14 protein-coding genes are annotated in these 19,055 nt (G+C 47.5%); 9 read left to right on the plus strand and 5 right to left on the minus strand.

From position 1 onward, the window contains the following. Positions 1 to 47: 47 nt before the first annotated feature. The 4 genes from ACFS25_RS18200 to ACFS25_RS18215 all read right to left on the minus strand — a co-directional run bounded on the left by ACFS25_RS18200 (position 48) and on the right by ACFS25_RS18215 (position 5,299). On the minus strand, positions 48 to 527 hold the full coding sequence (locus tag ACFS25_RS18200) for a beta-class carbonic anhydrase (RefSeq protein WP_381504576.1): 480 nt from the start codon (positions 525 to 527) through the stop codon (positions 48 to 50). Positions 528 to 774: 247 nt separating this feature from the next. After that, the gene (locus ACFS25_RS18205; RefSeq protein WP_381503878.1) at positions 775 to 3,342 is read right to left on the minus strand and encodes a TonB-dependent receptor; all 2,568 of its coding nucleotides are present in this window, start codon (positions 3,340 to 3,342) and stop codon (positions 775 to 777) included. A 516-nt stretch (positions 3,343 to 3,858) separates the two neighbouring features. Next, positions 3,859 to 4,560, minus strand: a complete 702-nt coding sequence (locus ACFS25_RS18210) for a hypothetical protein (RefSeq protein ID WP_381503881.1) — start codon at positions 4,558 to 4,560, stop codon at positions 3,859 to 3,861. Positions 4,561 to 4,846: 286 nt separating this feature from the next. After that, a complete protein-coding gene (locus ACFS25_RS18215; RefSeq protein WP_381503883.1) occupies positions 4,847 to 5,299 on the minus strand; it encodes a winged helix-turn-helix transcriptional regulator in 453 nt (150 codons plus the stop codon). 101 nt (positions 5,300 to 5,400) lie between these two features. On the opposite strand from ACFS25_RS18215, the gene ACFS25_RS18220 reads away from it, so the two are divergent. The 3 genes from ACFS25_RS18220 to ACFS25_RS18230 all read left to right on the plus strand — a co-directional run bounded on the left by ACFS25_RS18220 (position 5,401) and on the right by ACFS25_RS18230 (position 10,478). After that, positions 5,401 to 6,249, plus strand: a complete 849-nt coding sequence (locus tag ACFS25_RS18220; RefSeq protein ID WP_381503885.1) for an SDR family oxidoreductase — start codon at positions 5,401 to 5,403, stop codon at positions 6,247 to 6,249. 346 nt (positions 6,250 to 6,595) lie between these two features. Next, complete coding sequence (locus ACFS25_RS18225) at positions 6,596 to 8,185, plus strand: amidase (RefSeq protein ID WP_381503886.1); 1,590 nt, start codon at positions 6,596 to 6,598, stop codon at positions 8,183 to 8,185. Positions 8,186 to 8,264: 79 nt separating this feature from the next. After that, positions 8,265 to 10,478, plus strand: a complete 2,214-nt coding sequence (locus ACFS25_RS18230; RefSeq protein WP_381503888.1) for a penicillin acylase family protein — start codon at positions 8,265 to 8,267, stop codon at positions 10,476 to 10,478. Between the two features lie 78 nt (positions 10,479 to 10,556). Here the strand turns inward: ACFS25_RS18230 and ACFS25_RS18235 are convergent, their stop codons facing one another. Next, positions 10,557 to 11,417 (minus strand): enoyl-CoA hydratase-related protein, encoded by an 861-nt coding sequence (locus ACFS25_RS18235; RefSeq protein ID WP_381503890.1) that lies wholly within the window; start codon positions 11,415 to 11,417, stop codon positions 10,557 to 10,559. A gap of 561 nt (positions 11,418 to 11,978) precedes the next feature. Here ACFS25_RS18235 and ACFS25_RS18240 point away from each other — a divergent pair. From ACFS25_RS18240 to ACFS25_RS18265, 6 genes are all read left to right on the plus strand, one after another. Beyond that, complete coding sequence (locus ACFS25_RS18240) at positions 11,979 to 12,731, plus strand: SDR family NAD(P)-dependent oxidoreductase (protein WP_381503892.1); 753 nt, start codon at positions 11,979 to 11,981, stop codon at positions 12,729 to 12,731. A 33-nt stretch (positions 12,732 to 12,764) separates the two neighbouring features. Next, positions 12,765 to 13,583 carry a universal stress protein gene (locus tag ACFS25_RS18245; protein ID WP_381503894.1) on the plus strand — a complete coding sequence of 273 codons (819 nt, stop codon included), beginning with the start codon at positions 12,765 to 12,767 and terminating at the stop codon, positions 13,581 to 13,583. Positions 13,584 to 13,662: 79 nt separating this feature from the next. After that, the gene (locus ACFS25_RS18250; protein ID WP_381503895.1) at positions 13,663 to 14,673 is read left to right on the plus strand and encodes a 2-hydroxyacid dehydrogenase; all 1,011 of its coding nucleotides are present in this window, start codon (positions 13,663 to 13,665) and stop codon (positions 14,671 to 14,673) included. A gap of 94 nt (positions 14,674 to 14,767) precedes the next feature. Next, positions 14,768 to 15,988 (plus strand): acetate/propionate family kinase, encoded by a 1,221-nt coding sequence (locus ACFS25_RS18255; protein WP_381503897.1) that lies wholly within the window; start codon positions 14,768 to 14,770, stop codon positions 15,986 to 15,988. A gap of 58 nt (positions 15,989 to 16,046) precedes the next feature. Beyond that, the gene (locus ACFS25_RS18260) at positions 16,047 to 18,452 is read left to right on the plus strand and encodes a phosphoketolase family protein (RefSeq protein ID WP_381503899.1); all 2,406 of its coding nucleotides are present in this window, start codon (positions 16,047 to 16,049) and stop codon (positions 18,450 to 18,452) included. A 102-nt stretch (positions 18,453 to 18,554) separates the two neighbouring features. Beyond that, entirely contained in the window at positions 18,555 to 19,004 is a 450-nt protein-coding gene (locus ACFS25_RS18265) for a hypothetical protein (RefSeq protein WP_381503901.1), read from the plus strand. Positions 19,005 to 19,055: the final 51 nt, after the last annotated feature.

A 19,055-nucleotide genomic window follows, 5' to 3' on the forward strand; every position in this document is an offset into this window, starting at 1 on the left:
CGTAAACAGCTTTCACTAATTCAATAACTTATAATCTGGTACTGGCTTTATTGTACACTACCCGCTGCCGTGGCTTCGGGTACTTCGATCAGCTGACCCGTTTTAACGTCGTAAATGTAACCATAAACCAGAATATCGGACGTAACTAATGGATGTTTTTTAATTCGTTGCACGTCTTCTGTTATGCTGTCAGCAAGGTTACTGATTGGTAGAAACGAGATAAATTTTGCTCCGTCAGAACCACCCTCTTCTGTTACATTCCGCCAACCTTTCTCATCAATTGTGGCCGTTTTCAGGCTTTTTGATAACAGGTTTCGGATTATATCATCCGTGAAGAGTTCCATGCCGCAGTCGGTGTGGTGAATAACAAACCACTCCGTTGTACCGAGAAGTTTATGCGAAATAATCAATGATCGGATTGCGTCATCGCTGGCCCGACCACCGGCATTCCGAATCACGTGAGCATCGCCTTCGGCCAAGCCCGTATATTTAGCTGGATCTAATCGGGCATCTATACAGGTTAGAATAGCAAAATGTCAGCCCGGTGGTAGCGGTAAGCTTCCTTTATCTCCGAATGACTCAACGTAAGCTTCATTTGCGGTTAACACCTCGTGCAGCACCTGACTCTGGTTTTGTGTTGCCATTACGAATAATTGGTTTATGATTATTAAGCATTTACCTAGTTAGAGCCGACTTGACCGATCAAAATATCGTCACGTCCCAAGGTGATAGTCAGGTATTACAAGCCATAGAAGCCGTGTGCCAGCCTTTAGGCTAGAAAGAGTATCGTAACGTAACACCGTATGTACGTGGATCGCCTACAATACCGGCATAATGCCCTGCGCTTCCGGGAGCCGCCAATAACTGTTCATAATAATTGGTATTGAACAGGTTTCTACCCCAGATGAAAATCGAAATCCCGGTTGAAGCCCTAAAACCAAGTCGGCCGTTTACCAAGGCGTAGCCGTCAATATTTAAATATTGAGACGGCGACGGACTCGACGAAAATGACGAGCGATAGAAAGCATCTAGCCCGGCAAAGTAATTTCCTTTTAAACTGATGAGATTTCCTCTGGCGGTTACCTCGCCACCTACAGAACCTGACCATTTTGAGATGCCGGGTAATACCCCCCCCGAAATGTCTTTGAAGGCTTGTTCTCCACCCGTTTCTTCGAGCGGCACCGGCGCATTCTTGAATGATACATACTTGCCGTCCGTATAGGCAACAGCTGCGTTTAGGGTTAACCTATTGGCTACCCGTACATTTCCGTCTACTTCAACCCCCATTACACGTACTTTCTCAGCATTGGCCAGATAGCCTCTATTTACGCCCGGCTCAGGCGTTTGTACCTGTGTCTGAAAGTCTTTGATTTCTGTGTTATAAACGACCAGATTCAGGACAGAGTTAGGAGACGGTTTTGTTTTTAGTCCAAATTCGAGGTGGTGTACATGCTCGGGCTTCACTCTGGCCAGATCAAGCAATGTCTGCCCATTGGCCGTTGGTAATCCACCAATATTAATCCCGACGGGTTTGTAGCTTATAGCATAGGTGCCAAAGGCATTGATCGCCCTCCCAGCCCTATATTGCAGGGTAAGCTGACCGGAGAAATTACCCTCTGATACGTCCGTATCGAACGCCTGGTTCGTATAAACCCCGTTCTTTAAGGCTAATAAAGCTGGATCGGTCGTCTGCAAACCTCCGTAGGTTACGCGTTTATAGTTGGCTATCTTCTTGTCGTAATTGTACCGAAGACCTGGTAGAACATGGATTTTATCGGTTATGGACCAGTCAAGTTGTCCAAAGGCAGCTAAACCTGTGCTCTGGAGTCTATTAGTTGTGCGAATACCGAAATTGTCGAATAGACCTGCCGTCTTCCAAAGGGCACTGGTGGAGCTTTGGGCAAAACGCCATTGGGCAGAACCAGCTTCTTCGGTCTGTACAGGGTCAGATTTTAAATCCTGCCAAAGACCAAATAAGCCAGCAACACCGCTCAATCGGGATGAAATTTTACCCGCATACCGTATTTCCTGCGACCATTGATCATGAACCGAGTTGCCTGACGAAATCGTGAAGACGGGTAGACCGATATAGTCGCGGTCATTCAGCGGGGTCCATTGCCAGTGACGCCAGGCTGTCGTAGAAGTCAGTGTACCATTACCAATTTTAATATCAGCATTCAGTGATACCCCGCCGAGGCCATTATCTGCTTTTGAAGGTGTGTCAAGGTCAACAATCCGTTCAAAAGCGCTTGAATAAGGAAGTTTATAATTTAAATCGGCAATGATGGCATTGAATTGACGATAGGCAGCTCGTTTGGTGGGAACAACACCAGCTACCGGCCAACCGTATCCATTCGGTTTTTGCTCGGAAACATCCCCAATTAAGGTAATTTTTATATTATCATTTGGCGTGTACAGGAGTTGCGCCCGCACGCCAATATTGTTAATATCGTTGATTGGGAGCTGGGTATGTACGTTGTAGAAGGTCCCGTTCCGTTGCGTACCCGTAAACGACACTCGCGCGGCAAGCTTTTTACTCAGTGGCCCCGTGAGTGACCCCTTAGCCTGGATGTACCCGTAATTGCCATAACTTAGTTCAAAACTTCCGCTTGGGACAAAACCGGCAGGGCGCGTCGTAATGTTAAAGGCCCCAGCCGTTGTATTTTTACCAAACAATGTTCCCTGAGGTCCCCGTAACACTTCTACCTGTTCAATGTCGATGAAATCGAGGGCTGTAGCCGCCGGACGAGCGTAGTAAACACCATCTACATAAAATCCGACACCCGGATCAATACCATCGTTCGTTAACCCAAACGTGGAGCCCAAGCCACGGATATTAAGCGTTGTATTTCGGGCATTGGAGGCATATAACTGAACGGTAGGCACCATTTCTTTCAATCGGTTCACGTTGAAAGCGCCAGCATCTTCGGCACGGTTACCACTTACAACGGAGATCGGAATAGGAACGTCCTGTGCCGATTCCTGACGCCGTCGGGACGTAATGACTATGTCGGCCAGCTGATTGACTCCTTCTTCAAGCTGAATTTCTACATTATTATCACTTATAACAATTTCTTTGGTCTGATAACCTACGAACGAAACGACAACTGTAAAGGGAAGTCTCTGGCCAGTGAGCAGATTGAATTGACCATTTATATCGGTGGCACTACCATTCGTTGTGCCTTTAATAGTTACTGTGGCGCCAATTAACAGTTCTTTCGTGCGAGAGTCAATGATTTTTCCGGAAACAGTTGAATTGATAACAGGTGCATTTTGAGCGGATAAAAAGAAGGGTAGAAAGAGTACACCTATAAAAAAAGTCAACTTTAAAGCTTGTTTCATACTAATTATATTGGTAGTCATAATGATTTACACTGAATTCTCCCTATTCTCCCGGTTGTAGATAGAGTATTAGTACTTATAGTCTATTGATTTAATAGGTTTTGCAAAACAGCGCGTAATTGACTTGACTTCCAAATAATAATCTGTAATTCCCTTTAAATCGATTAATCTTCTTGATAGTGAACTAGATAATCTATGAAAAGGACAAAAAACGGAGGTTCCCAGTAATCAGTAGATGAGATCAGTATTACTTTTGTTATGTATACTAACTTGACGAATAATATCTCTAAGGTCTTGGTCCCTAAAGAAACCTACGTGATAATGGTAGTAGTTTGATTAACACATGATCAAACGTTTATAAAGAAATGGCTCTCCCGAATGAATTGGATACTGTAGGTACAGAACCAAAATCGTTAGTTCACATCGCTTCGGCGACGTCAAACCGCGTAAAAAAGCCGGTTAGATAACGAATGTATCTAACCGGCTTGACAATAATCAACTAACGCTTAATTTGACCTACGCAGCCCGACTACTTTGCGGACGACGCAACACAGTAGAGCGTAATGGCTGTGTAGGCGTACGAGCCTCTTCAATTACCTCTTCTGATACCATGCCCAGGTGATTAGCGCGTTTCAGTACATAATCAAAGGGCAGATTGAAATAATTGGCGACTTCGCTACGGAAACTATCAGGAAAGCGGGACAGGCGCAAGCCAAAAAACTTACGCACTTCGGCTTCAGGCAACATAGCCGCCAACGCCACACGTTCGGATTCAGCTAACAGTTCTTTACGGACAGGATAGAGATATTCGAGTCCGATAGAAGCCGCCAGAATGTTCAAAAATAAGTTTTTGTACATAGCCGATAGTTCGGCGGGTAAGATAATCCAGCCCTGCTCCCGAAATTTGGCCGAGAAACCGGTTAGTCCTTTCTCTCCGCGAATTTCACCGGCAATGAGTTCACCAGGAAAACGCAGTCGATCTGTTTCGCCATCAACCTCTGCTTTTTGTAATCGGAAAATGATTGCCTCCACCGGGCTTTTTGTGAATAAAAGATCAGCCGGTATCGCGCGCGTATTTTCCCATTGGTCCGTCATACGCATGAACAGACTTTCGTTGACAGGCAGGTTTTCAGAACTACCAAGACTGACGAGCATTTGGCGGAAAGCCGCCAGAAAATCAATTTGGAACTGATTCGGATTAGAACGTCCTTTCTTCATGCGAATTGAGTTGCCAGGCTCTAATTTTTACACCAAAGCCGGCTCATTAGTCTAGTTGTTTGTTGTAAATCAGGGAGGTAAATATACATAACAACCCGCTGATAACAAAGGGATAAACGAACAAAATCGACAGATTTAACCAAGGGTACACATTCTTAAAAAATCCCGCTACATTGGCTTCTGACTGAACGATAAACAGTCTAATTTTTCACCTGCTATAACGCTCAGATGCCTCCTAGTTGAACCAAATAATTACTATTAAAAATACTGGCAAAATTTTACTCCATCAGTTCATAATGGCCATTGTATTAATCACGTGCTCGCGGGTGTCAAACCGAACTCTGGCTTCCATAATTTGACTACTATGATTGCTGGCCCAATCGCCCAGTTCAATAATCTGTACTAAAAGACTGCGACCTAAATCTGTCAATTGGTATTCGACCCGGGGCGGAATTTCAGCGTAAATCCGGCGCGATACCAACCCATCGCGCTCCAACGTGCGGAGCGTTACGGTAAGCATGCGTTGCGAAATACCATCGATTCGTTTTTTCAATTCATTAAAACGAAGTGTACCCGCATTGCCCAAATGAAAAATGGATAATGTCGACCATTTATCGCTGAACCGGGCTAAAATATGGCGAATCGGACACGTACCGCCTTCATTATCTACGTCTCCTAAAATTTTTTGCAACTTTTTTACCAGCTCATCTTCCTGATAATCAACAATAGTTATGTCCATGTGCCTGACGTATTATGAAATGCCCTCTTGTATCCGCTAAAGTTACGAAATACCTTTGAGTTACTAAAAGTAACTAAGGAACTAACAAAAACAACCATACAATGATCGCAATAACCGGAGCTTCTGGCCATTTAGGAAAAGCCACCCTCGAATTTCTGCTCAACAAAACAAGTCCCGAATCGATTGTTGCTATCGTCAGAGATCCGCAAAAAGTCACCGAATTTGCCGACAAAGGTGTAATAGTTCGTCAGGGCGATTACAACGATCAGGCGTCATTTGCAGCAAGCTTGGCCGATGTTGACACGCTCTTGTTGATATCCAGTGCAAGTTTGGGCGACGAGCGGGTTCATCAGCACAGCAATGTTATTAATGCCGCCAAGGAAGCTGGTGTCAAACATATTTTTTACACCAGTGCCCCAAATCCATCCACAACGGCACTATTTACGCCCGCCATCGATCATTTTCGTACCGAAAATTTGATTATAGAATCCGGGTTGACGTACACCATTTTCCGTAACAATCTCTATATGGATATATTGCCAATGGTGCTTGGCGACGCTGCCCAATCGGGTAAGCTCCACTATCCAGCCGGTGCCGGTAAAATCAGTTTCGCGCTACGCACCGATATAGCTGAAGCACTGGCCAATGCCCTAACCAGCGAAGGACACGACAATAAAGTGTACAACATCGGCGCAACCACCGCCTGGTCGTTCAGCGATGTTGCCGATGGGCTGAGTCAAAATGGAAAGTCTGTTGAATATATTGATATTCCTAACAGTGCCTACACAACAGAATTAGAAAAGCATCTCCCGGCACCAATCGCAAAAATGCTGGCTGGTATGGCGGAGGCAATGAAACAAAACGATTTTAACCTACCTTCTCCAACGCTGGAACAACTACTGGGCCGTGAGCCTATTAGTCTGGAGGCATACTTAAAAACGTTGGCCTAAGGCGTACCAAAGATCGCACGATCAATTAAACTCGTTTTTAGTTTGGTGCAGTATCAGGTTTTCCAATTCAAATTAGAGTGGTGTCGGTTTCTCAAAACCTATATGGCAAAGGTTCTCAAAATCTCATTAGTCAGGTTTGATAACCTGACACCACAGCATGGACTTCAGGTCGTTTTTGGTTTCGTTACTGACCTAAAAATGGCCTGAAGCCTGTGATACCTGAACTTTCTTTATTTCGTCGCTTATACTATTATCAATATAAATAAAGCTTACTTGTTCGTTTATAGGCGTATTCCTATCAGGAAATCTTATTTTTGCCATACGATTATACCTGTCTATATACCGTATGCCGCGATTTATCCGTCTCCTTCGTCCGTTACACATTTATACATTTGTCTTGTTACTAAGTCCATGCTGGATACTATCTGCTCATGCTCAGTCACGGTCAAAAGCGTCGCCCGTCACTAAATTCGAGCTGGTTGAAACCACCATCAGCGACATCCACCGGGCATTCCGGGCAGGTTCCCTTACGAGTGAGCAATTGGTCACGGCTTACCTGGAACGCATTCGAACCTACGACCAGCCGACTAAGCTGAATTCAATTATTATCCTGAATCCCGAAGCACTTGCTACGGCCCGTGCGCTGGATGCTGAATTTCGAAAAACCGGCAAACTGCGCCCACTGCATGGCATTCCAGTTATCGTAAAAGACAATTTCAACACAAAGGGACTGCAAACGACTGGCGGCTCAATAGCTTTAAAGGGGTTTGTTCCGACCGAAGATGCGTATCAGGTTCGGAAACTACGTGAAGCCGGAGCCATTATTCTAGCCAAATCGAACATGGCCGAATGGGCTTTTACGCCTATGCATTCGCAAAGTTCGATGGCGGGCGAAACACTTAATCCCTATAATTTAGCCTATGTTCCAGCCGGGTCAAGTGGTGGTACGGCGGCAGCAGTGGCCGCTAACTTAGGTACTGTCGGGTTGGGGTCCGATACGGGAAATTCAATCCGGGGTCCATCGTCGCACAACGCGCTGGCTGGTTTTCGTACATCGCTAGGTTTGGTAAGTCGATACGGCATTATTCCACTCTATACCCGAAATGATGTGGGTGGACCCATGTCCCGTACGGTTGAAGATGCGGTGCGATTGCTGGAAGTCACGGCTGGCTACGACCCCAACGATCCAATTACGAAAAATAGCCAGGGTAAAGTACCTAAGAACTATACCCAGTATCTGCGGAAAGATGGCCTGAAAGGAGCCAGAATTGGGGTATTGCGTCAGGTGAGTGACAAGAATATCCATCCCGAAATCAAACAACTTTTCGATCAATCTATTGCTGATATGACCCGTATGGGCGCTCAGGTTGTTGACGTTACGATCCCTGAATTTGATTCGTTGCGGGCCAATCAGTGGTGCGCCGATTTTAGGACTGATATCGAAACGTACCTCCGCACATTTGTCAAACGGGATTCACTGAAAACGTTAGAAGATATTATTCGGATAGGTGGCTATTCGGACATTGTGCGCGACCGCCTAACGTACCAGCAAACGCATACGGGCAGGGCTAGTCACCCCGAGATTCCGTGTGGCGATGCCTTTACCGATCCACTCCGGATTGCCTACCGCAAAGCCATTGAAACCGAAATGGATCGGCTACATGTCGATGCGCTTATCTACCCAACCTGGAATTATCCACCCGCCAAAGTTGGCGATGCGCAGGGCTACAAAGGGGATAACAGTCAGTTGATTGCTCCAAGTACGGGCCAGCCCGCTTTCACCATTCCCATGGGTTTCACCACGGGCGATTTACCCGCCGGTATTCAGTTTTTGGGACGTCTGTTCGATGAGCCAACGTTAATCCGATTGGCGTATGCCTACGAACAGGAAACTCATCATCGGGTAGCGCCAAAACGATTTTCGGCCCTTCGCTAATACCCTCTGACACAGGCTACTTTAAACGAATTCGCTAGTATTTATTGGTTCTCCGTTCACTTCATTTTATTCCTCTTTGATGAATCGTTTTACATCGCAGTCGATCTACTTATTTTTAAGCCTGATCGTCTTCCTGAATTCAACCTTTGTACAAGGGCAATCCTTTAGTCAGGCCGAAGTAACCCGCTGGCAACAACAAGCGAAGCAGGTTACTATCACCCGCGATACGTGGGGCATTCCGCATATCTATGGCAAAACGGATGCTGACGTCGTTTTCGGGCTGTTGTTTACCCAATGCGAAGATGATTTTGATCGCGTTGAAGACAACTATATTACCTCGATAGGACGATTAGCGGAAGTAGAAGGAGAATCGGCCCTGTATCATGACTTGCGGGCGCGCCTGTTTATGGACACGACACAAGCGATTGCTATCTACAAAAAAAGTCCGATTTGGATGAAGAATTTGCTGGATGCGTTTGCCGATGGCACGAACTATTATCTCCACACACATCCAAACGTCAGGCCCAAATTATTGAAACGGTTTCAGCCCTGGATGCCCCTGATGTTTAGCGAAGGCAGTATTGGTGGGAATATCAGTGTAGTATCGACCGACCGATTGAAGGATTTTTACGAGCAACGCAAAACCTCCTGGATTAACGATTTCGACAAGTACGAACGTGAACCTGTCGGCTCAAATGGATTCGCGATTGCCCCAGCCAAAAGTGCTACGAAAAATGCGTTGCTGCTGATCAATCCGCATACGTCGTTCTATTTTCGGTCGGAGGTGCATATGGTTAGCACTACCGGCTTGAATACCTACGGTGCCGTTACGTGGGGACAGTTCTTTGTGTATCAGGGATTTAACGAGAACTGCGGCTGGATGCACACATCCAGCAGTGCCGACTCGATGGATGAGTATCTGGAAACGATTGAGAAGAAAAACAATGTTCTTTATTACCGATATGGAGATGCGCTCAAACCTGTTCGGACAAAAAAGATACGACTCCCTTATAAGTCAAGCAATGGAATTCAATACAAAGAGTTTACCCTGTATTGGACGCAACACGGCCCTATTGTTGGCGAGAAAGGCGACAAGTGGATTGCCGTCGATATGATGAATACGCCCTTGAACGCACTGGAACAGTCATATCTGCGCACAAAAGCGAAAGGGTATGCAAGTTTTCAGGAAGTGATGAGACTCAACGGGAATGCGTCTAACAATACCGTTTTTGCTGATCGTGACGGTAACATCGCCTATTGGCACGGCAATTTCATGCCCAAACGAGATACCAAATTTGATTGGAGCCAACCTGTTGACGGAAGCAATCCAGCGACCGAATGGAAAGGATTGCACTCGGTTAAAGAGATCGTTCAGGTTCATAACCCGGCTACTGGCTGGATTCAAAATTGCAACTCTACCCCGTTCACCGTCTCAGGCAGCAGTAGCCCGGTGAAAAGCCAGTATCCAATATATATGGCACCGGATGCCGAAAATTATAGAGGTATCAATGCCGCCCATGTGTTAAGTCATAAATCAACTTTCACTCTCGATACGTTAATTTCGGCGGCTAACGATCCACATCTAGCCGCATTCGATGACTTGATTCCACCCTTACTGGCCGCCTATAAAACAGTTTCCGGCGATTCGGTTAATAAAGCCAAGGACTTGTCAGAGGCAATTAAAACACTTCAGACCTGGGACAAGAATTACGGAAAAACGTCAGTTGGAACGACGCTGGCGGTCTTGTGGGGTGAAAAAATACAACGGCTTGCTCGCAGCCGGGTTCCCGCCGATCAACGACTCGATTATTTAAGTCTAGCGGCTTTTGTCGGTAGCAATACGTCTCCGCAGGAAAAGGTGACGACACTCACCGAAGTTTTAAACGAACTAACCCGCGATTTTGGCACCTGGAAAACGCCCTGGGGAGACATTAATCGTTACCAACGACTAACCGGGAAAATTCAGGAAACATACGACGACCAACAACCAAGTATTCCCGTTGGCTTTACACCCTCAGCCTGGGGATCACTGGCGGCTTACGGCGCAAAAACGTATCCCGGCACAAAAAAACGCTACGGAAATGTTGGTAATAGTTTCGTAGCCGTTGTGGAATTTGGCAAGAAAGTAAAAGCGCGCTCGGTCGTTACGGGTGGGCAGAGTAGCAAACCAGGCACGCAGCATTTCACGGATCAGGCTCCTATGTACTGCGAAGGGCAATTTAAAGATGTTTGGTTTTACCCCGAAGATGTTCGTCAGCATGTTGAAAAGACGTATCATCCGGGAGAAAAGTAAACACTTTTTAGGCGGTAACGGAACAGGGCGTGAGGTTGAAAACTGTAGTTAGTTTTCAACCTCACGCCCTGTTCCGCATTATCTATTGGTTCCCCACGTCGGTTTTCGTTTTTCCAGAAAAGCGGCCATGCCCTCTTTGGCGTCGGACGTTTGTTGTAGTTGACTAAATTGCTCGTACAGAAACGCTTGCTGCTTGTTTGACGGTAAGCTTTTCTGTTGCTGATAGGCCTGTAAACCGAACTGTATTGCCGTGGGCGAAACCTGTTTTAGTTCATCTGCCAGGCGCGTTATGGCTCTATCCAGCTCATTGATAGGCACAACATTAGTTACCAGACCAATTTTTAGCGCATCAGTGGCGGTAAGAGTTTGAGCGCGAAGGCAAAGGTCGAGCGCTGAACGGGCGGGCATAATGTCAAGCAAAAGAGCCAGCACCTGAAACGGAAACAGCCCGCGCTTCACTTCTGGTAAACTGAACGTTGCCGCATCAGCCGCAACGACATAGGTGCTACCGCCTACCAGCAAGAATCCGCCCGCATAAACGCTCCCCTGCACACGGGCGATACACGGCTTATGCAAACCCGCCATCAGTTCACCTAGCCGAACCGGTCCCGATGGTTCAGGGATTGACATGGACTCCCGATCACCAGTCGAAACCGATTCGAATCCTGAACCATCAGAGCTAGGCTGTGCTAAACTTTTCAGGTCCATCCCGGCGCAGAAGGTATCACCAGAAGCCGCCAGTACTACCAGCCAAACCTCTGTGGCATAATGCGCATACGCCAATGCAAAGGCGAATTCGACCAGCATCAGCGTATTAAGTGCATTCTTTTTTTCGGGTCGGTTCAGCGTGATTGTCAGGACGTGATCATCGAGCGACGTGAGCAAATACCGAAAGCCTTCAGCGGGCAGTTGAGCAGTTTGGTCGGGCGTATAAAGCATGGCTGAAAAGTACAAAAATACCCGTTACTAAGTCGTTTTACCGACTCGTATGATTAGGTCAATTAAAAAATCTATCCTTTTGCAGGGCTAAATCTGACATACCTAAAATCATGTTGCCAGTAACTCTTCGGCCAATTTCGGCTGACGAAATTCATCAGCCAGGTACGCTCCCTTCGGTTTTGTGTCTGGCTGATGAATTTTCCACTTATTGATATGCCTTAATACGTCAAAAAGCTGACTTTTATCAACTTAACAGGTGTCTTAAATCATACTAGTTCAAATGAGCTTTAGCTTACTTTGACCTACCAAACAAGCTGACGTGCGGGATAAACCCAAGTCTGGCTTAATCAACCTAAGTCCTATAAAGGATTTCTCCTTTGGCATCATAGTCGGTCGATCCCAAGCTAAACTTGTTTTACAACATATCATTTAGCAATCCTTAAGGCCGTCGGTCTGATTCACAACACTGGCGAACAACGCGCTGATTCTATTACGCCGGCTTCTAGAATTTAACTGGCACGGCTACTTGTTTTCATTATTTACTTACCGATTAATTTTTTAATGGATAAAGACTTACAAGGGAAGACGGCTCTAATAACCGGAGCCGCTTCGGGTATTGGCAAGGCCATCGCCCTGCTATATGGCCAGCACGGAGCTAATGTCATGGTATCAGATATCGACGAAGTCCAGGGGCAACAAGTAGTGGAACAAATAACCGCTACTGGGGCAAACGCTCGGTTCTTTAAAGCTGACGTTAGCGACTCGGCCCAGTGTCGGCAACTGGTGCAGGAAACAGTCTCGGCATTTGGCTCTCTCGACATTGCCTGTAACAACGCAGGTATTGGAGGAGAAATGAATCTGACCGCCGACTATAGTTTGGAAGGCTGGCATCAGATCATCAATGTAAACCTTAATAGTGTCTTCTTCTGCCTGAAGTACGAGTTAGAAGTAATGCTCACGCAGGGCGCGGGCGTTATTGTGAATATGGCCTCTATACTGGGTCAGGTTGGAACACCCGGTTCGCCGGGATACGTAACGGCAAAACACGGTATAATCGGACTAACGCAAACAGCCGCCATTGAATACGCACCGAAGGGCATTCGGATAAACGCCGTTGGACCGGGCTACATTGACACGCCTTTGTTGAGCCAGTTATCTACAGAAGTTAAAGAGCAACTGGTTAGCCTTCACCCCATTGGCCGCCTGGGGAAAGCAGAAGAAGTCGCCGAATTAGTGATTTGGTTAAGTTCCGCAAAAGCGTCATTCGTTACAGGATCGTATTATCCAGTTGATGGTGGATACCTGGCAAAATAAACGTACCAATCACACCTTAACAAAGAGTTAGTTATGAAAACGATTATTCTTGCTACCGACTTTTCACACAACGCCAATCGGGCAGCTCACTTCGCGAGGCAACTCGCCCATGACCAGAAAGCCAGTTTAATTTTAGTACATGCCTACCAGGTCTGGCCCGACAATCCGGCTAAAACGGGTGATTTCCCCCTGTCAGTGGAAGCTACACGGGAAAGTAGCGAAAAAGCCCTGCGAAGGCTGGCCAAGGAGTTAAATGAATTACCGGGAGAGGAAGTACCGATTCGATGCATCGCGCAGGAAGGCCATGCAATGAATGTTATTCGTAGCGTATCAACGGCTGAACACGCTGATCTGCTTATCATGTCTACAGTTGGCACCGCCCCGGACAGTACGCAGTTGATGGGAAGTCTTGCCACCGAAATGGTCGCTGAAACAGAAGTGCCGCTCCTGCTGATTCCACCGGGCATTACCTACGACGGCCTAAAAAATGTAGTGTTGGGTATCGATCTGGCAACGCCCCCAAATGCAGTAGCTCTGGACACGGTGTTGCATTTCACCCGGTCGTTTGGTAGTGTAATTAATATACTATGCATCAGCGACAAACCTACTGATACCGACACGCGGCAGCAGGCTGAACATATCCGGCGGTTATTAAATCAGCAGCCCCACACCCTGACTATCGAGTCTGGAGAAGGAATTTATGACACGCTAATCACCTTTGCTCACACGAACAAAGCCGACTTGATTATAATGCTGCCGCAGATGCGCAATTGGCTCCTTAAGTTAGTTTCTGAAGGCGAAACGCAACGTATGGCCCGTCTTTCTGATCTTCCGCTATTATCTGTAGTCTAAACTTCGCGCAGAAATGTATGGGCTTGTCTCTTGTTTCACAACAAAGTGATTTACTCTTTTTCAACAAAAACTGACTGGTATGAAGATCGCTTTTTTTAGTTGCCACCCTTACGAACAGCCCTTTCTGGAAGCTGCTAACAGCAATCACCGACATCAGTTAACGTTTCTATCTCAGCAACTGACGCCAGAAACGGTTCCGTTAGCCGCTGGACATCAGGCGATATGCGTATTTGTCAATGACCAGCTTACCCGTCCAACGCTTCAGGCACTGGCAGATCAGGGCATTCGGCTGGTGGCCCTGCGCTGTACGGGCTATAATCAGGTAGACGTACCAACGGCTCAGCAGTTAGGCATCCGTGTTCTGCGTGTGCCAACGTACTCACCCCACGCCGTCGCCGAACACGCCGTTGCCCTACTGATGTCTCTGAACCGAAAGACCTATTTAGCCTATGAGCGTACCAAACAAAACAACTTTACGCTCGATGGTCTAATGGGTTTTGATCTCTACGGCAAGCGGGTTGGTGTGATCGGCACGGGTAAGATCGGGGCTGCGTTTTCCCGCATCATGCTCGGTTTTGGTTGCCATGTAGTCGCGTATGACAAGATGCAGTCGGCGGTGTTGCAACAGCTTGGTGTGGAGTATCTGCCGGTAAATGAATTACTGGCAAAAGTGGATGTACTATCGTTACATTGTCCATTAACACCCGAAACGCATCACCTGATCGATGCTTCTGCACTGGCCCTAATGAAACCCGGTGCGTATCTGATTAATACCAGCCGGGGTGGGTTACTGGATACGCCTGCCGTATTGGAAGCCCTGCAAAGCGGTCATTTGGGCGCGTTGGGCATAGATGTGTACGAATTGGAAGATGATTTCTTTTTCGCCGATTGGTCGGATAAATACCTGCCCGATGCCGATCTGAACGCACTGACGCATTTACCAAATGTGCTGGTCACCTCTCACCAGGGATTTTTTACGCAGGAAGCTATGGAGCAGATTGCCCACACGACGCTCAACAACCTGACGTATCTTGAACAGGGACAACTACCACAGCAACACTTATCCGAGGATTACGTCGTTGTTGAATAAATTCCTGATGATCAACGACTTATTATTTAACTACAGGCTACAAGTGCAGGATTAAACTCCACTGGGGTGAGTATAGACGTAAAACTGACCAGCTATGACCTCGCCTAAAGAAAGCGTTTTAACCATCAACGGAGGCTCGTCAAGCATTAAATTCGCGGTATATGCGGTTGGTGAATTGCCGAAACGAGGACTCTACGGCCACATTGACCGAATTGGCCTGCCCGATACGACGTTAACCTTTAACGACCCATCTACTAATCAGCTATCGAGTTGCGCTATAAATGCCACCGATCATACATCAGCGGTGAATTTCCTGATAGACTGGCTCGAAAAGCAACCTATTTTCGACTCAATTAAGTCGATTGGGCATCGGGTCGTTCATGGCATGGAGCACCAGGAGCCTGAACGTATCACCCAACAGCTAGTGGCTGAATTACACCGCATTAGCGCCTACGATCCCGATCACCTGCCTAGCGAAATCAACTTAATCGAAGCATTCCAAAAACGCCACCCAAACCTGACCCAGATTGCGTGCTTTGATACCGCTTTTCACCGGACGATGCCACGCGTTGCCCAGCTATTACCCATTCCGCGACGGTTCGATGCGAAAGGAATTCGGCGATACGGTTTTCATGGTTTATCGTATGCTTATCTGTTAGAAGAACTCAGCCGAATAGCCGGAACTGAGGCCGCTAAAGGCCGGGTTATTCTGGCGCATTTGGGTAGTGGAGCAAGTCTGGCAGCAATCCGGGAAGGCAAAAGTATAGACACGAGTATGGGCTTTACGCCAACCGCCGGTTTACCGATGGGCACTCGACCGGGCGACCTTGATCCGGGAGTAGCCTGGTACCTAATGCAATCGGAGAAGTTGACGCCCGCCCAATTCAATCACCTTATCAATCACGAATCCGGCTTACTCGGCGTATCGGAAACTAGTTCGGACATGCACGATCTGCTTGATCACCAGGCGGTTGACGTGCGGGCGGCTGAAGCCGTCGAGCTGTTTTGTTATCAAACCAAGAAATGGATTGGCGCTTTCTCGGCTGTACTGGGCGGACTGGAGACACTGGTTTTTTCGGGGGGTATTGGCGAGAAGTCTGCCGAAATCCGGGCCCGCGTATGTCGTGGACTGGAATTTCTAGGCATTACTCTGGACGATCAACGAAATGCGGCCAGTACGGGTACGGGCGTGATTTCTACGGTTTCGAGTCGGGTTACCGTCCGCGTCATTCCTACCGATGAGGAGTGGATGATTGCCCAAACGGTCTGCCGGATGTTGAAAAACCCCCAATCCTCTGAAGGAAGTTTACAGTAAGAATTGGCTGATAGCCCAAACGTCATTAACACACAACAGACTGTAACTAACTCAATTAATGGAAACGATTATCAATCTACAACCAAAAACGGAGAGCCAGCCGGATACGCCGTTATCGCCTGAGTTAGTCCAAAAAATTAACGCCTACTGGCGAGCCGCCAACTATCTATCGGTTGGTCAGATTTACCTACACGACAATCCGTTGTTGCGCGAACCACTCACATTAGCCCACATCAAGCACATGTTGCTGGGGCATTGGGGCACCACGCCGGGGCAAAATTTTATCTATACGCATCTCAATCGGGTCATCAAAAAATATGACCTCAACATGATTTACATTTCCGGACCCGGACACGGCGGTCCGGCGGTAGTAGCAAGCACTTACCTCGAAGGCACCTACAGCGACGTTTATCCGAACATCAGTCAGGACGAGGCCGGACTAAAAAAGCTATTTACCCAGTTTTCTTTTCCCGGCGGAATTTCGAGTCATGCGTCACCCCAAACACCCGGTTCAATTCACGAAGGGGGCGAGTTGGGCTATTCACTTAGTCACGCCTTTGGGGCGGTATTCGATAACCCGGAGTTAGTCGTTGCCTGTGTTATCGGCGATGGTGAAGCAGAAACGGGCCCTCTAGCAACGGCCTGGCACTCCAACAAATTTCTCAATCCGGTCACCGATGGGGCCGTGCTGCCCATCCTGCATCTGAACGGCTATAAAATATCCAATCCAACGGTATTGGCCCGCATCACGCACGAGGAGTTGGACCAGTTACTCCGTGGCTACGGCTGGACACCTTATTTTGTAGAAGGGCACGACCCAGACTTGATGCATCAGGCTATGGCGGCTACGGTAGACAAGGCCATCACACAAATCAAACAGATTCAGCAAGACGCTCGAATACAGGGCAATACGACACGCCCCCGCTGGCCGATGATTGTGTTAAAATCTCCTAAGGGCTGGACAGGCCCTAAAGTTATTGACGGTCTGTCCAACGAAGGCACCTTTCGGGCGCATCAGGTGCCGCTCTCCGTATCGGCGACGACACCACCCGAACATCTGGCTCAACTGGAAAGTTGGTTGAGAAGCTACAAACCCGAAGAACTTTTTGATGAGCAGGGGCGGCTGTTGCCGGAATTAGCGGAGTTGGCTCCCGTAGGCAACCGGCGTATGGGAGCAAATCCACAGGCCAATGGCGGCTTATTGTTGCGTGATTTACACATGCCGGAATTCTGCGACTACGCGGTCGATGTACCATCGCCGGGGACCTCCGAAGCAAGTGATACACAAGTGGTTGGGCGTTTTTTGCGGGATGTAATAAAGCTGAATCAGGAACCGCGCAATTTTAGAGTATTTGGTCCTGACGAAACCCTGTCAAATCGTCTGGAAGCTGTTTTTGAGGCTACAAATCGCCAGTGGGATGCTCAGACCGCCGTCAATGACGAATTTCTGGCACCCACTGGAAGCGTCATGGAAATGCTCAGCGAACATCAATGCGAAGGCTGGCTGGAAGGGTATCTTCTTACCGGACGGCATGGCCTTTTTAACAGCTATGAAGCGTTTGTCCATATTGTCGATTCGATGTTTAATCAGCACGCTAAGTGGCTGAAAATGACGAAGGAGATAGCCTGGCGTCGACCGATTGCTTCGTTGAATTACCTCTTAACGTCCACCGTCTGGCGGCAGGATCACAATGGCTTTACTCACCAGGATCCCGGCTTTATGGATCACGTGATCAACAAAAAAGCGGGCATCGTGCGCGTTTACTTACCGCCGGATGCGAACTGCCTACTCTCGGTAATGGACCACTGCCTGCGCTCCCGGCATTATGTGAACGTGATCGTGGCGGGCAAACACCCAGCCCCTCAATGGCTAAACATGGACGCTGCCCTCAAACATTGTACGGAAGGTATTGGTATCTGGGCCTGGGCAAGTAATGATGAAGGCGTTGAGCCAGACGCGGTGATGGCGTGCTGTGGGGATGTGCCGACGCTCGAAACACTGGCAGCTGTTTCTATTCTACGAAAGCATTTGCCCGACCTTAAAATCCGGGTTGTCAATGTGGTTGATTTACTGAAATTAGAGCGCAACACCGAACATCCCCACGGCCTGGACGATGCAGATTACGATGCTCTTTTCACGAAAAACAAGCCCGTTATTTTTGCCTTTCATGGCTACCCGTGGCTGGTACATCGGCTGACCTACAACCGCGCCAACAATACCAATATGCACGTGCGGGGTTATAAGGAAGAAGGCACCATTACAACGGCGTTTGACATGACGGTACTGAACGAGTTGGACCGCTTCCATCTGGTTATGGACGTACTGGACCGTCTGCCTCAGTTGGGCAATAAGGGGTCTTACCTGAAGCAAATGCTGACCGATAAACTCATTGAACACAAGCAGTACATAACCAGAAATGGGGAAGACATGCCCGAAATTCGCAACTGGAAATGGGACATCTAATACCTTGAATATCAGCCTACTATTAGGTGGTCTATTCACCATCAGCCTGGTTGCGGTTGGGCTGAAGGATTTCTTTTTCTAACATCAAAAAGAGAGAAACTCATGGAAACGACAATACCCAGAAATATCCTCCTGATTCTATTAGCGTTTCTCGGATTAGGGGCAATTGGAGGAGGTTTCGTATTGATCATTTCTCCCACCGGCAAGTTGATGGGAATGCCACTATCCATTTTGGACAGGTCGCCCTTTACCAGTTTCCTGATACCCGGAATCATTTTATTTGTGGTTCTGGGACTGGCTCCCTGTATCCTAGTTTTCGCTTTGCTAAAAAAGCCGGCCTGCAAAATTGCCGAGCGACTAAATTTCTACACTGATATGCATTGGTCGTGGACCTATAGCCTTTATGTTGCGTTTGCGCTTGTTATCTGGATACAGGTAGAAATGGCCTTTCTCCATGCTGTTCATTGGTTGCATAGTTTTTACATGTTTTTCGCCGTTGCCTTGATTTTTGTCGCGTTATTACCAAACGTCAGAAGCCTATATAAAAAGTAAGCAGTAATCGACGATAGAAACGGATACGCTCAATAGTAATTCACTCATTAT

The sequence above is a fragment of the Spirosoma flavum genome, assembly GCF_042686045.1.
Classification (GTDB): Bacteria; Bacteroidota; Bacteroidia; order Cytophagales; family Spirosomataceae; genus Spirosoma; species Spirosoma flavum.